A 13407-nucleotide genomic window follows, 5' to 3' on the forward strand; every position below is an offset into this window, starting at 1 on the left:
CGAGCAAGCCCGCTCCCACATGGACTGCATGGAATTTATGTTCAAGCCAATTTCTTCAGGCACGCCTCAAGGATATCCAGCCCTTCCTCCAGCACGGCGGCCTCAGTGGTCAATGGCGCCAGCAGCCGAATGATGTGACGCGACTTGCCGCTGGGCATCAGCAGCAACCCCGAGTTTCGCGCCAGGGCCAGCAGCTGCGTCAGCTGGGCCGAGGCCGGTGTGCCGTCGGCATTGATCAGCTCGATGCCGCGCATTGCCCCGACACCGGTCAAGCGGCCCAGATACGGTGACAACTCGCGGGCTCGCCAGGATTCGTAGCGGCTGACAATCGCCTCTTCCTGTTGCGCACCCCAGGCTTGCAGAGGCGCGTCAGTCATTTCGTCCAGGGTCGCCAACGCGGCGGCGCAGGCGATGGGGTTGCCCGAGTAGGTGCCGCCCAATCCGCCCTTGGGCAAGTTATCGAGTAGCGACTTGCGCCCGACAACCGCACCCAACGGCACGCCGCCGGCAATGCTTTTGCCCAGCAGGATCAGGTCCGGCTCAATGCCCAGTCGCGAGAACGCAAACCGCTGGCCGGTGCGGCCGAAGCCGGACTGGATTTCATCGGCGATCAGCAGGATGCCTTTGTCATCACAGAAACGTCGCAGCGCCTGGGCGAACTCCACGTCCAGCGCCAGGAAACCCGCTTCGCCCTGCACCGGTTCAACGATAAAACAGGCCACGTCATCAACGTCGATTTCGACGCTGAACAGTCGATCCATCGCCTTCAGGGCCTCGGCGCAGGTCACCTCATTGTCTTTGCTGGGGAAGGGCAGGTGATACACGGGACCTGGCAGCGCGCCGACTTTCTGTTTGTAGGGCGCGACTTTACCGTTGAGGTTGAGGGTGGCGAGTGTGCGACCGTGGAAGGCGCCGTCGAAGGCAATGACTGCTGTGCGACCCGTGGCGCCACGGACGATCTTCAGGGCGTTTTCCGCCGCTTCCGCACCGCTGTTGGTGAGCATGCCGCTGACCGGGTAATCCACCGGAATAAACGTAGTGAGGCGATCCATGAGTTCAATGTAAGGCACATGGGGCGCAGCATTGAACGCGTAGTGGGTCAGCCGGGTGGCCTGTTCGCGGATGGCTTCGACGATGCGCGGATGGCAATGGCCGAGGTTCAGCACGCCGATACCACCGACAAAATCGATGTAGCGCTTGCCATCGGTGTCCCAGACCATGGCATTTTTGCCGTGGCTGAGGGTGATGGGGTGAACGATGTTGATCGACTGACTGACGGATTCGCTGCGCATGGATGGCTGACTCTGAAGAAGGGATGCTTCTTTTATCTAAGCCGCGAGCAGAGGTGCCTGGCAAACGAAATAAAGTGGCCGGGTCAATCTTAAAAGTCGGGATGTGACCTGATACCGATCGATGGCGACGCATAATCTGTGGCGAGGGAGCTTGCTCCCGTTGGACTGCGCAGCGGTCCCCTTCTTTATTAAGATAAGCAGGGTCGCTTCGCGACCCAACGGGAGCAAGCTCCCTCGCCACAGGCGGGCTTCAGTCAGCGACGTGTCAGCGGCTGCTGAGTGAGCTTCACACCGGCCAAGCCATGGGCGATCAACGCGCGGATATTGCCGTGGTCACTGCCTTCAGGCGTGGCCACCACCGAACGGTAATGCTCACCGAATGCCAACAGCGTTTCTTCATCGCTCAAACCTTCCAGCAATGCCAGACCCAGGGTCTTGCACGAACCTTCGTTCTGCCCGGCGGCGTTTTCCACGCCGCCGTTATTGAAAGCCTGGGGCTGATAGTCGTAACCGGCAGCGATGAATGCCAAGGTATCGGCGAAAGCATGTTCGCCGCTCTTGAGGCTGGCGCGCAGGGTGTTCAGATCACTCATTGGGTTTTCCTTTGGCGAACGCCGCTTGCTGGTCGGCGCTGGCTTCTTTCTGGTATTGGGTTTTCCACTCGGCGTACGGCATGCCGTAAACCACTTCGCGGGCTTCGTCGAGACTGACGTCGATCTGGCGTTCATCGGCGGCGGCTTTGTACCACTTGGACAGGCAGTTACGGCAGAAACCCGAGAGGTTCATCAGGTCGATGTTCTGCACGTCCTTGCGGCTATCCAGGTGGGCAACCAGCCGGCGAAAGGCAGCGGCTTCAAGTTCCAGGCGTTGTTGATCGTTCATGATGGGCTCTATGCAACCAAATCGTGGCGCGGATGATAAAAGCCTGGCGACCGATGCGCCAGACGCGGTCAGCGGCTGGCGGCCAGGGTAATCGATACCGACTCGGCGAAGCGCAGGGCGTGGGGCTTGTCGACTTCGACTTCGGCGTACAGCACCGACTGGTTGACCATGATCAAGTCCAGCAACTCCTGGGTCAGGCGCTCGAGCAGGGCAAAGCGATTGCCCTCCACGTGGGCGATGATCGCCTTGGTGATGGTGCGGTAATTCAACGCGTGATCGATATCGTTGTCACGCACCGCATCCTGAGCGGCGTACAGAATGGTCAGGTTGATCAGCACATCCTGCTTGTTGAGGATTTCGTCCTCGTTGATCCCGATGAAAGTTCGCAAACACAGGTCCTTGACCCTGATGCGCGCCATTCCTGGTTGAAGTTGTGGCATTGCTACTTGCTCCGTCCAATCAATTGCAGGAACTCCTGGCGGGTGTTGCTCGACTCGCGGAAGGCGCCGAACATCACCGAGGTGTTCATGGTCGAATTCTGTTTTTCGACGCCGCGCATCATCATGCACATGTGCTGGGCTTCGATGACCACCGCGACACCGGCGGCGTCGGTCACTTGCTGCACTGCGTCGGCGATTTGCCGGGTGAGGTTTTCCTGGATTTGCAGCCGGCGGGCGAACATATCCACAAGCCGCGCAATCTTCGACAGTCCCAGCACCTTGCCCGTTGGAATATAAGCCACATGAGCCTTGCCTATGAAGGGCAGCATGTGATGTTCACAGAGCGAGTACAGCTCGATGTTGTCGACGATGATCATTTCATCGTTGTCTGAGGCAAACAGCGCGCCGTTGACGATTTCTTCGACACTTTGCTCGTATCCATGACACAGGTATCGCATCGCCTTGGCGGCGCGAACCGGGGTGTCTTGCAGTCCTTCGCGGTCTGGGTTTTCACCGAGGCCGATCAGGATCTCGCGATAGCTCTCGGACAAGGAGTTGTGTGGCGGGAATAACGTCATGGGACATCCTCGCGGGAGCGGCTTATTTGACGTGCCGTCCGCCGTTGACGGTCAGGGTCGTGCCAGTGACATAAGGGTTGTCGAGCAAATAGCGCAGGCTCTGGTAGATCACTTCGCTGCCGGGCTCGATGCCCAGCGCCGATTTGGCCAGAACCCTGGCTCGGTACGCCGCGTCGTCGTCGGGATTGAACAGTAGCAGGGCTGGGGCGATACCGTTGACCTTGATGCTGGGCGCGTATTTCGCGGCAAAGGACAGGGTCAGGCTGTCGAGTCCGGCTTTACTGGCGCAGTAGCCGATGTGCTTGCTGCTGCCTCTGCGGGTCACATCATCGCTGATGTGTACGATGTCGGCGGGACTTGAACGCCGTAGCAAGTCAGCACAGTGCAGGTTGATCAGGTAAGGCGCCAGCATGTGCACGCTGAACATGCGGGTGAAGGCTGCGGCTTCGGTGCCCGGGGTTTCGGCCAGCCATTCAGAAGCGTTATGGACAATCGCCCGCAAACTGTCGGTGTGGTTTTTCAGTTCGCCGATGAACGCAAGGATTCCGGCCTCGTTGGAAAAGTCCGCAAACACCGCGCTCGCCCCCAGATCGCGCAGGGTTTGCACACCAGGGCGCTCGCTGCGGTAGCTGAAAATGACCGGATGGCCGTCTTCGAGCAAACGCTGCGCACAGTGCAGACCGATACGCTGTCCGGCACCGGTGATGAGAATTGGGGCTGCGGAAGAGGTCATGAACGGCTCGCGTCGCGGTGAGAGCAAAACTATACCAGCGACGGGAGGCGTACACCTATTGTGGGAGCGGGCTTGCTCGCGAATGCGGACTGACAGTCAGCAATATGTCGGCTGTTACACCGCCTTCGCGAGCAAGCCCGCTCCCACAGAGGGATCAGCGATGCTGGGTTGAGGGTTCGGCGGGCAACGGATGTGCCGGTGTACTGTGCAGCCAGTTAGCCAATAGACGGGTCGATAACGGAATGAAGAGATACACCATCAATGGCGTCAGGCACAGGGTGCTGACAAACACGCGGGTCAGCAAACCCGTTTCAGCCAGCAACGGCCCCAATACAAAGTTGAACAACAAAGACACCGGAAAGAACGCCAGCCAGATCGCCACGGCCTGTTTCCAGCGTGGCGGGCGTTGACCGGCAGCGCCGAACCAGCCTTCGATGCCACTGACCCGATGCTCCGTAGGATGGGCAAACAGATCACTGCCGCGTCCCAGCCAGGCGATGCGCGACGCAGAATGCTCCCAAGTGTGCATTGTCTGCTCGTCGGTGAAGCGAAAGATAATCTGGAATTCGTCATCGTCGGGCGGTGGAGCGAGCACGCCAGAGCCGAGGTAACCGGGGAAGTCGGTGGCCAGTTGTTCGCCTTCGCGCAACCAGGCCATCAGGTCCTGATAACGCCCATCGGCAACGCGGCGCGCAACCATCAGCGTGACGGGTAAGGTAGACATTATGTATCTCCGTATTACAAATGCATCGCTCCGGATAAGAGCTTCGCCAGACACAGCGCCGGGGTAGTGGGCTGCATCTCAAGACAAGCAAGGATTATTCCTGATTCTTTCTGGGACGTCAGTGCTAATTAATTCAGCGGACGTGTTGAATGCTACCGGGGTAGGAGAGTTAGAATGTATCAAAATATAAACATGGACGTAGATCCTGTGCTGACAGACCTTGCACCCGGCTTGCCCCCCATCGCCTGCCTGACTCGAGAAGAGCTGTTTCCAATCCGTGAGGTCGCGCGCCTGACGGGGGTCAACCCGGTCACGCTACGCGCATGGGAGCGGCGGTACGGTCTGATACAGCCAACGCGCACCGAAAGCGGGCACCGTTTGTATTCGATGACCGATATCGAACGTGTTCGCAGCATCCTTGGCTGGATAGAACGCGGTGTAGCGGTCAGCAAGGTCGGCAAGATATTGGCCAAGACCGAACCGTTCAAGGTGCTGGCGCAGATCATCCCCAACGAACTCGTTCAAACTGACTATGACCAATGGCAGCAGCAGGTCAAGGCAGCGGTGAGTGCTTTTGACGAAGTTCAACTGGAGCAAGTCTACGGCCAGATTTTTTCCAGTTACCCGCTGACGGTGGTGTTTCAGGACATTCTGATTCCGATCTGGAAGCTATTGCTACAACGCCATGAAGCCTTCGGGCAGACCAGCGAATGGCTTTTTCTGGATGGTTTTCTGCGTGCTCGAGTGTTGCAACGCTTGCTGCTGGTGCGTGTCATGCAACCGCGACGAGTGATTGTCTGCGCTTTGGCCGATCAATGTCGTGAACTCGAAGTGCTGGTCACGGCGCTGTATCTGAGCAACGTCGATTCGGCTATTCAGTTGTTGGCGATCGGTCAGCCCTTCGACGAGTTGATTCTGGTCTGTGAGAAAATCAAGCCCAAGGCACTGGTGCTGGTTTCCAATCAAGCGCCAGCCGCCGAACTGCCTCGACGTTTGAACCGCCTGGCCATGAGCCTGGATTGTCAGGTGTTGCTGGCCGGGGATGCATCGGACCTGGCACAGGAGAGCCTGGCCGGATCGTCGATCGGTTGTTTGGGAAACGAGGGCGTGTTAATGCGTCAGCGTCTGAAGCAGTTCCTGGTGGGGAATCTGGATACCTGAGATTCAGATATGCAGTGCGGGATGGGTCAGGCGATGCTGCTGAAGGATGTATTGACGCAGACGTTCGGTTTCATCCGTATCGCTCTGGCTCAACTCATAGGCGTAGAAACCCTGCTCGGTTTCACGCTCGAAGGTGCCGCGCAACGCGATCCGCTCATAACCTGACGGGCTGAACCACAACGCGAAGTGTTTTGGCGCCTTGGTCTTGTTGCGAACTTCCAGCAAAACCCCTTTGAACGATATTTCATGCACCCACATCGTGCCGGGTTGGCCCTTGGCATTTTCCAGCGCCACGGGTTCTTCGAGCGCCAGGCGCCATGGCCGAATCATCGGCCCATCTTCATAAATACTGGGGACGCCGAGGCGCAGATGCATCGCATGGAATTCATCTTCCACCAAGTGCAGCGGGAAGGTCATTTGCTGATTTTCAAAAGTGGCCTGGATGGTGACTTGCTCATGAGCGGCCAGGCGTGTGAGCAAGTCACGAATCTGCGAACCACTGTTAACGAGCAGGCTCGACGTCGCATCCCGCACATTGAGTTGCGGGTTGTGTTGCATGTTCTGGATAAAATCCAGCTCATCCTGCGTCAGGAGTGCGTCGCGCTGCATGATTTGCTCGAAAGGAATAATTACAAAGTCATCGGTGATTGTAGTAAATGACCACTAATTCGCAGATTGGTTTGAGCCGTTCGTCGATTTTAGTGCGGCAATTTCTTCCTGCGCCTCGGCCAATTGCGCTTCCAGCTGCGCGACTCGCTGCTGCGCCTTGACCTGAACCGTGACGTCTTTCTGCACCCCGACAAAATAAGTCTGTCCGTCGTGCGGGTTTTTTACCGTGGAAAGCGACAGTTCGTTCCAGAACGGCGTGCCGTCCTTGCGGTAATTCCTGAGGATTTCCCGGCAGGAGCCGCCACTGCCCAACGCCTGCCGAATCAAGGCGAGGGCTGCCTGATCCCGGTCTCCTGCCTGCAAAAAACGGCAATCCTGATAGAGGATTTCTTCGCTGGTATAACCGGTCAGGCGTTCGAACGCCGGGTTTACGTAAATCAGGATGTTGTCCTGCTCGCCTTCCTTTTCGGCAATCACAATGCCGTCGTTGGAGGCGTCGATCACCATTTGCAGCAGTGAGGCATTGATCATCGCAGAGTCCTTTTGCATATGGATCGATACGCTGCATTCTAAAAGATCAATGAGGGCCGTGCTGTTAATATCTCGACCCTTTTACTCAGCTTCAGGATCAGATTGATGAAAGTCGCCATCCTTTCCGGCTCGGTGTACGGTACCGCTGAAGAAGTCGCTCGCCACGCTGCAAGCATTTTGAACGCCGTCGGTTTTGAAACCTGGCACAACCCGCGCGCGACACTCGCCGATGTTCAGGCCTTTGGCCCCGAAGCATTTCTGGCGGTGACCTCGACCACCGGCATGGGCGAGTTGCCGGACAATCTGCAGCCGTTGTATTTCGCAATTCGCGATCAGTTGCCGGCGGCCTGGCGTGGTTTGCCGGGCGCGGTGATCGGTTTGGGCGACTCCAGTTATGGCGATACGTTCTGCGGCGGCGGTGAGCAAATGCGTGAATTGTTCGGCGAACTGGGCGTGCGTGAAGTCCTGCCGATGCTGCGCCTGGACGCCAGCGAAACCGTGACGCCGGAAACCGATGCCGAGCCTTGGCTGGCAGAACTGGTCAGCACACTGCGAGCCTGCTCGCTCCCACAAGGTTGCTCGGCTTAACTTACCGCTCTGACATGGATCCAGACTCCACCGCGTACTGACTCGCTCGGCCATCAAGCTGGCTGCCAATGCAACTACCCGAAGTCCGGGGGCTGACTAGACTGCTGTAACGCAGCAAAAAACAATAAAAAACCAGAAAAATAAAAAAGGGAATTCTTGCCGTGAGCGTAGCCCCCGTCCAATCGCCACACAGCATCAAAGACAAGGTCAGTGCCGCCGAATGGCAGACTCGCGTCGATCTGGCTGCCTGTTATCGTCTGGTGGCCCTGCATGGCTGGGATGACCTGATCTTCACGCATATTTCCGCCAAGGTGCCGGGCACTGAAGACTTCCTGATCAACCCCTTCGGGCTGATGTTCCATGAAATGACCGCGTCGAGCCTGGTCAAGGTCGATCAGGCCGGCAACAAGTTGATGGACAGCCCTTACGAGATCAACCCGGCGGGTTACACCATCCACAGCGCCGTGCATGAAGTCCGTCATGACGTCGCGTGTGTACTGCACACCCACACCGCGGCCGGGGTGGCGGTATCGGCGCAGAAGCAGGGCATCTTGCCAATCAGCCAGCAGTCCTTGTTCGTCCTGTCCAGCCTGGCCTGTCACGCCTACGAAGGCGTTGCGCTGAACCATGAAGAAAAGGCGCGACTGCAAGCCGACCTTGGAGAAAACAATTTCCTGATGCTGCACAACCACGGTCTGCTGACCTGTGGCGGCAGCATCGCCGACACGTTCCTGATGATGTTCACCTTCCAGCGCGCCTGCGAGATTCAAGTGCTGGCGCAGAACGGTGGCGCGGAGCTGATCACCATCGAACCGCAGATTCTGGCGGGCGCCAAGGCGATGATCGCCGGTGTCACCAAAAGTGCTCAAGGGATGGGCGGCGCGCTGGCCTGGCCGGCGCTGCTGCGCAAACTCGATAAACAAGACCCGGGTTATAAACTCTAAATGGCCCTCGCCGAGATTCCACTGTGTGTCTGGCGCAAGCGCAGCCAGGCGTTCGTATTCCGCGGTCAGACCCTGCGCTATTGGGCCGCGGGGCAGGGCGAGCCGCTGTTGCTGATCCATGGTTTCCCGACCGCCAGTTGGGACTGGCATTACCTGTGGCAGCCGCTGGCGCAGCGCTATCGGGTGATTGCCTGCGACATGCTCGGCTTCGGCGATTCGGCCAAACCGGTGAACCACGACTACAGCCTGCTGGAACAGGCTGATCTGCAACAGGCCTTATTGGTGCATCTGAATGTTGAACAACCCGTTCACGTGTTGGCACACGATTATGGCGACAGCGTGGCCCAGGAACTGTTGGCTCGGCACTACGAAGCGCGCGCTCATATCGCCAGTTGCGTATTCCTCAATGGCGGGCTGTTTCCCGAAACCCATCGCCCGGTGTTGATACAAAAACTCCTGCTCAGCCCCTTGGGCTGGATGATCGGGCGAGCGTTTACCCGTGATGCTCTGGTGAAGAGTTTCAAACAAATTTTCGGTCCGCAGACCCGGCCCACCGAAAGTGAGCTGGATGATTTCTGGAGCCTGATTGGCAGCAATCACGGGCAACGGATCATGCACAAATTGATCAGTTATATCCCGCAGCGGCGTGTCCAGCGTGAGCGTTGGGTCAGTGCCATGCAGCGTGACGAGGTGCCGCTACGCTTCATCGATGGCGAGGTCGATCCGGTTTCCGGCGCGCACATGGTGGCACGCTATCGGCAACTGATTCCCGACCCGGACACCGTCCTGCTGCCCGAGATCGGCCATTACCCGCAAATCGAAGCGCCGGCGCAGGTGCTCAAGCACTATCTGGAGTTTCGCAACCGGCTGATTTCACCGCCGCGCAAGGTGGCGTGTTCCTGACTATCCCGCTGCCTTATTGCGCACCATTCAGCTTCCTCCGTGTTTATTGTGACCAGCCGCCTTGTGCCTGACACTGGGATTCATTGTCCCCTGGCCTGCTGGAATTCCCCATGAATGAGTCTGTGCGCTTCGAAGATAAAGTCGTGATCGTCACCGGTGCGGGCGGGGGCTTGGGCCGGGCGCACGCGCTGCTGTTCGCGAAGCAGGGCGCCAACGTGCTGGTCAATGATCTTGGTGGTTCGGCTCAAGGTGACGGCGCCAATGCTTCGGCAGCGGACCGCGTAGTGGCGGAAATTCTCGAGGCGGGCGGCACCGCCGAGGCCAACCACGACTCCGTCACCGATGGCGACAAAATTGTGCAGCACGCCCTCGATTCGTTTGGCCGTGTCGATGTCGTGGTAAACAACGCCGGCATCCTGCGGGACAAGACCTTTCACAAAATGGACGACAGCGACTGGGACCTGGTTTACCGCGTCCACGTCGAGGGCGCCTATAAGGTCACCCGCGCTGCCTGGCCACACATGCGTGAGCAAAACTATGGCCGCGTGATCTTCACCGCGTCGACTTCGGGCATCTACGGCAACTTCGGCCAGTCCAACTACGGCATGGCCAAACTCGGCCTCTATGGCCTGACCCGCACACTGGCCATCGAAGGCCGCAAGAACAACATCCTGGTCAACGCCATCGCCCCGACCGGTGGCACCCGCATGACCGAAGGCCTGATCCCGCCGCAAGTATTCGAACAACTCAAACCGGAACTGGTCAGCCCGCTGGTGGTGTACCTCGCCAGCGAACATTGCCAGGAAACGTCCGGGTTGTTCGAAGTGGGTGGCGGCTGGATGGGCAAGGTGCGCTGGGAGCGCAGTTTGGGTGCCGGGTTTGATCCGCGGGTGGGGTTTTCGCCGGAAGATGTGGCGGCGCATTGGCAGCAGATTTGTGATTTTGAGGGGGCAGCGCATCCGAAGGACAATATTGAGGCGTTGAAGGAAATGATGGGGAATTTGCAGAGGTATTCGGTTTAAGTGGAGCAGGCCACCAAGCTGAGCCTTGGTGGCCAAATTGCTTGTTAAGAATATTTATTTTCGGTAATAAACTGAGGGGCTTTCCAGTTCGGTCCCTTTACGGTTTTTCCATTTTCATCGCTTGCCAGTACGCCATCGCTGAAGAGCGAGTTGTAAGTTTTTACCAGTTCACCATTTAAAATTATCTCCTGGCGGTGTCGCCCATACATCCTGTCGACCGCTTGGGCAGACCTGAAAAGCGCGAAATACGAAACGACATCTTCTACCGATTCGTTTTTGATGATTTGTTCGATAGGGCTCATTGTTCGAAGCTCCTCATGTCTTTTTCGTACTCTCTTTGGTCTTGTGCATTCATTGCGCTGATTGCTTCTTCGCTATACAAAAGTGTCAGTTCGCTTCCTAGCTTGTAGTCCTCAAGAGTAGCCGTATGTGCATTGTTCCATATTTGAGACTCGTCGGAAGGAGATGCGGTGTCGCTATAGCCGAACGCCCTGTAACGCTCTAGTTCTCGTATCTCATGAGTGTAGTAGCGTAAATCTGTGTCAGTTATTTTCCCGTGTTGGCTCAGAATTTTTTCTAGGCGTCGAACCATTATGTCGTTGGCGTCCGATTGGTCGAGACGTGATATGTAATTTCACGGCATCAATTCCAGCTTGAGTGATGACCGCTGTGCGCCAATCCAGATCAAGTATTGGACCTCCGGCCTGCTCTGGGTTAAACAAACGCCCGCTGTATTTACCTTTAACATGCGCCCCCGCGTAAGGACTGCTAAACACGACATAAAGCGGCGCAATCCCTGAGTCATCGGGAAACACAATGATGAACCTGTCCCAGCCCTCCACCAGGATTGGATTCAGGTCCAGTCGCCCTTCAATCGGAATAATCGGGGCGCCGGAGTATGCAGGAGTTTCAGTTTGAACAATCGGTTGTTCGGTTGAACTGTTCCCCGGCGTGATGGCAGGTGTCCAGGTCAGGAAGTCGGTTGGTGAGTCGGGGAGGACTGTCTCATAGACGTCGTTGAGCAAGTCGTAAGTGGCGTGCAACACCGGCACGCTAGAGCGAATGTCGAAGTCGTTGGCCGTGATGACGAACACCTCTGCGCCTGAGTCGATGGGTCTGTAACCAATCCCGACCGGCAGATCCAGTGTGCCTTGTCGGTCCGCGATCGCTCGCAGTGACTGTGCGCTTTCTGGCGTCAGTTCCGCGAGCGGTACGCTCATGGAAAAGCGCTCGCCATTACCCAGGCGCGAAGGCGTCAGCAGTGCAGCGAAGCCAATCAGCACTGAGCCCAAAGTTGCTGCCCCTGCCGCAGTCACCACCTGCAAGGCTGAACGCAGCGCGGTCAGTACCGCTGCCGATTTATCGGGCGCGAGGATGACGGCGGTCGAGGCGAAGGAAAATACCGGGCCGGACGTCGCCATTGCGCCTGAGGCGGGATAAACCGGCTGGGCTGCCAATGTCGCCTGCTGTTGCTCCTGGGCTTGCCGTTCAGCTTCAAGCCGAAGAAAATCCGCTTGTCGTTGAGCCTCGGCCAGTGCGGCCAGGTGTGCCCTTTCTGCCGCCACTTGTTGCGCTGCGGCTTCGGCGGCAATCCGTGCTTGTTCGATAGCCAGTCGTTGAGTCTCAGCCAGCGCCTCGAGCCGTGCCTGTTCCCGGGCCCTGATCGCGGCTTGCTCGTTGATGTGGGCCAATTCGGCGGCGACTCGACGGGCTTCCTGTTCCGCCGCCATTCGAGCCTGATCATTGGCTTGCACGGCGGCCAGCCAATTGAGCACGTTGACCTGTTGCTGGTTGAGCATCTGGATCGATTGCGACAACAGCCTTGCTTCGTATGCCGCCCGGTACGATGCGACCCAAGCCTTTAGCGCGATCCCGTTCGCGGGGACCGGCTTTTCCATGGTCAAGGCTCTTGGGTAGAACTCCTGCAAACGCCTGCCAATGGGGTCGACGCCATAAAAACTATTGGCGAGTGCCGTTTTGTGGTGAAAGTCGGCGGTCTTGCGCGCGAGAAGCCTGTTGCGCACGCCCAGTTCGCGAATGATTGCCTCTGCAGGGGGAAGCGGGTGGGTCGATCCCTCTAGTCTTGTGGCTGCCAGTTCTTGTTCGATAGTTTGCGGGAGTTGACTGAGTCGGATTTGATACTCCTGTTCTGAAGTCTTGGTAGTGGTTCGCAATGTGTTAAGAATTGTCCCGACTGCCGGATGGAAACCGAAATGGCCACTGTTAGGATACCGTGGTGCAGTTGCGGGTACGGGGTTCATGCCCGGAGGAGCTAGTGCTGTGGTGTGCACAGCTTCAGTCAACTCAAATGTCGGAGGTTTTTGCATATTCATATCCTTTTGAATGTGCGTTGGATTCAAGAAAGTATTTTTTGTGGGTGATTATTTCGCGCCATTTAACGTTACAGCAGAAGCAGCAGGTATGAATCCGAAAGGGGGATAAGGAATTACATATAAAGAAGAGAGAGGATTCGGTGAGATAAAAATAAAAGCAGGATGTTCTGTTGCATAAAAAGACATTTCCTATCCTAATAAAGGAAACATCTGACAAAGTAGTCGCAAGTAACGATGAAGCTGCTTTCGGGGTAAAACCCATCACCCATAAAAAAGGCCGCTGCAAACGCAGCGGCCAAAGTAAGACGTTTGATCAAGGAGCAATAAATCAACGTCAGTGAACACCGGGTGATGAGTCGAAAAAAGTACGCTTCAAATCATCTGGATTCTGTCGCCAAAGGGGCGGGTCTATCCTCCCGTCGCTTCATGCTTTCAGGCCGTTTGCCGTGAAAGCCCGGTAAGAATAAGGGCTTGAGCGCAAAGGAAAATAGCGATTACAGACATGCACTGTTGCAGTCTCAGCAACAGTCTCGGGCGGCCCTATGTAGCAGCTGCCGAAGGCTGCGTTCGGCTGCGAAGCAGTCGCAAAATCAGGTACCGCCTTCCATCAGGTGTACCGCGGACTCAGGGTTTACGACTGCTGCGCAGCCGAACGCAGCCTCGCAAG

Annotated in this window: 16 protein-coding genes; 5 read left to right on the forward strand and 11 right to left on the reverse strand. The window is 57.2% G+C overall.

Translation table 11 applies throughout. The features are described 5' to 3' along the window. Positions 1–41: 41 nt before the first annotated feature. The 7 genes from IC37_RS15720 to IC37_RS15750 all read right to left on the reverse strand — a co-directional run bounded on the left by IC37_RS15720 (position 42) and on the right by IC37_RS15750 (position 4649). Positions 42–1292, reverse strand: coding sequence for an aspartate aminotransferase family protein (locus IC37_RS15720; protein ID WP_030128630.1), 1251 nt, complete (start codon positions 1290–1292; stop codon positions 42–44). A 254-nt stretch (positions 1293–1546) separates the two neighbouring features. Beyond that, complete coding sequence (locus IC37_RS15725; RefSeq protein ID WP_030128631.1) at positions 1547–1885, reverse strand: HopJ type III effector protein; 339 nt, start codon at positions 1883–1885, stop codon at positions 1547–1549. Beyond that, positions 1878–2174 carry a DUF1244 domain-containing protein gene (locus tag IC37_RS15730; RefSeq protein ID WP_030128632.1) on the reverse strand — a complete coding sequence of 99 codons (297 nt, stop codon included), beginning with the start codon at positions 2172–2174 and terminating at the stop codon, positions 1878–1880. Before IC37_RS15730 ends, IC37_RS15725 begins: the two co-directional genes overlap by 8 nt. Positions 2175–2242: 68 nt before the next feature. Further along, positions 2243–2614: a dihydroneopterin triphosphate 2'-epimerase gene (gene folX / locus IC37_RS15735; RefSeq protein WP_030128633.1), complete on the reverse strand. Its 372-nt coding sequence runs from the start codon at positions 2612–2614 to the stop codon at positions 2243–2245. 2 nt (positions 2615–2616) lie between these two features. Beyond that, the gene (gene folE / locus IC37_RS15740) at positions 2617–3192 is read right to left on the reverse strand and encodes a GTP cyclohydrolase I FolE (RefSeq protein WP_030128634.1); all 576 of its coding nucleotides are present in this window, start codon (positions 3190–3192) and stop codon (positions 2617–2619) included. 22 nt (positions 3193–3214) lie between these two features. After that, positions 3215–3925, reverse strand: coding sequence for a dihydromonapterin reductase (gene folM, locus IC37_RS15745; RefSeq protein WP_030128635.1), 711 nt, complete (start codon positions 3923–3925; stop codon positions 3215–3217). A 154-nt stretch (positions 3926–4079) separates the two neighbouring features. Beyond that, a complete protein-coding gene (locus IC37_RS15750; protein WP_030128636.1) occupies positions 4080–4649 on the reverse strand; it encodes an antibiotic biosynthesis monooxygenase in 570 nt (189 codons plus the stop codon). A 192-nt stretch (positions 4650–4841) separates the two neighbouring features. Between IC37_RS15750 and IC37_RS15755 the strand changes: the two genes are divergently transcribed. Further along, the gene (locus tag IC37_RS15755; protein WP_081729274.1) at positions 4842–5810 is read left to right on the forward strand and encodes a MerR family transcriptional regulator; all 969 of its coding nucleotides are present in this window, start codon (positions 4842–4844) and stop codon (positions 5808–5810) included. A 3-nt stretch (positions 5811–5813) separates the two neighbouring features. Here the strand turns inward: IC37_RS15755 and IC37_RS15760 are convergent, their stop codons facing one another. After that, positions 5814–6419 (reverse strand): hypothetical protein, encoded by a 606-nt coding sequence (locus IC37_RS15760; protein ID WP_030128638.1) that lies wholly within the window; start codon positions 6417–6419, stop codon positions 5814–5816. 54 nt (positions 6420–6473) lie between these two features. Beyond that, the gene (locus IC37_RS15765; RefSeq protein ID WP_030128639.1) at positions 6474–6950 is read right to left on the reverse strand and encodes a PAS domain-containing protein; all 477 of its coding nucleotides are present in this window, start codon (positions 6948–6950) and stop codon (positions 6474–6476) included. Positions 6951–7055: 105 nt separating this feature from the next. On the opposite strand from IC37_RS15765, the gene IC37_RS15770 reads away from it, so the two are divergent. The 4 genes from IC37_RS15770 (at position 7056) to IC37_RS15785 (ending at position 10407) form a co-directional block, all read left to right on the forward strand. Next, entirely contained in the window at positions 7056–7538 is a 483-nt protein-coding gene (locus tag IC37_RS15770; RefSeq protein WP_030128640.1) for a flavodoxin, read from the forward strand. 161 nt (positions 7539–7699) lie between these two features. Continuing rightward, positions 7700–8482, forward strand: a complete 783-nt coding sequence (locus tag IC37_RS15775) for a class II aldolase/adducin family protein (protein WP_030128641.1) — start codon at positions 7700–7702, stop codon at positions 8480–8482. Further along, positions 8483–9385: an alpha/beta fold hydrolase gene (locus IC37_RS15780; RefSeq protein WP_030128642.1), complete on the forward strand. Its 903-nt coding sequence runs from the start codon at positions 8483–8485 to the stop codon at positions 9383–9385. Positions 9386–9495: 110 nt separating this feature from the next. Continuing rightward, on the forward strand, positions 9496–10407 hold the full coding sequence (locus tag IC37_RS15785; RefSeq protein WP_030128643.1) for an SDR family oxidoreductase: 912 nt from the start codon (positions 9496–9498) through the stop codon (positions 10405–10407). Between the two features lie 44 nt (positions 10408–10451). On the opposite strand, the gene IC37_RS15790 is transcribed toward IC37_RS15785, so the two are convergent. Both IC37_RS15790 and IC37_RS15795 read right to left on the reverse strand, forming a co-directional pair. Beyond that, on the reverse strand, positions 10452–10709 hold the full coding sequence (locus IC37_RS15790; RefSeq protein ID WP_030128644.1) for a hypothetical protein: 258 nt from the start codon (positions 10707–10709) through the stop codon (positions 10452–10454). 240 nt (positions 10710–10949) lie between these two features. Further along, positions 10950–12734, reverse strand: a complete 1785-nt coding sequence (locus tag IC37_RS15795) for an S-type pyocin domain-containing protein (protein WP_051414799.1) — start codon at positions 12732–12734, stop codon at positions 10950–10952. Positions 12735–13407: the final 673 nt, after the last annotated feature.

The sequence above is a fragment of the Pseudomonas sp. QTF5 genome, from assembly GCF_000512695.2.
Classification (GTDB): Bacteria; Pseudomonadota; Gammaproteobacteria; order Pseudomonadales; family Pseudomonadaceae; genus Aquipseudomonas.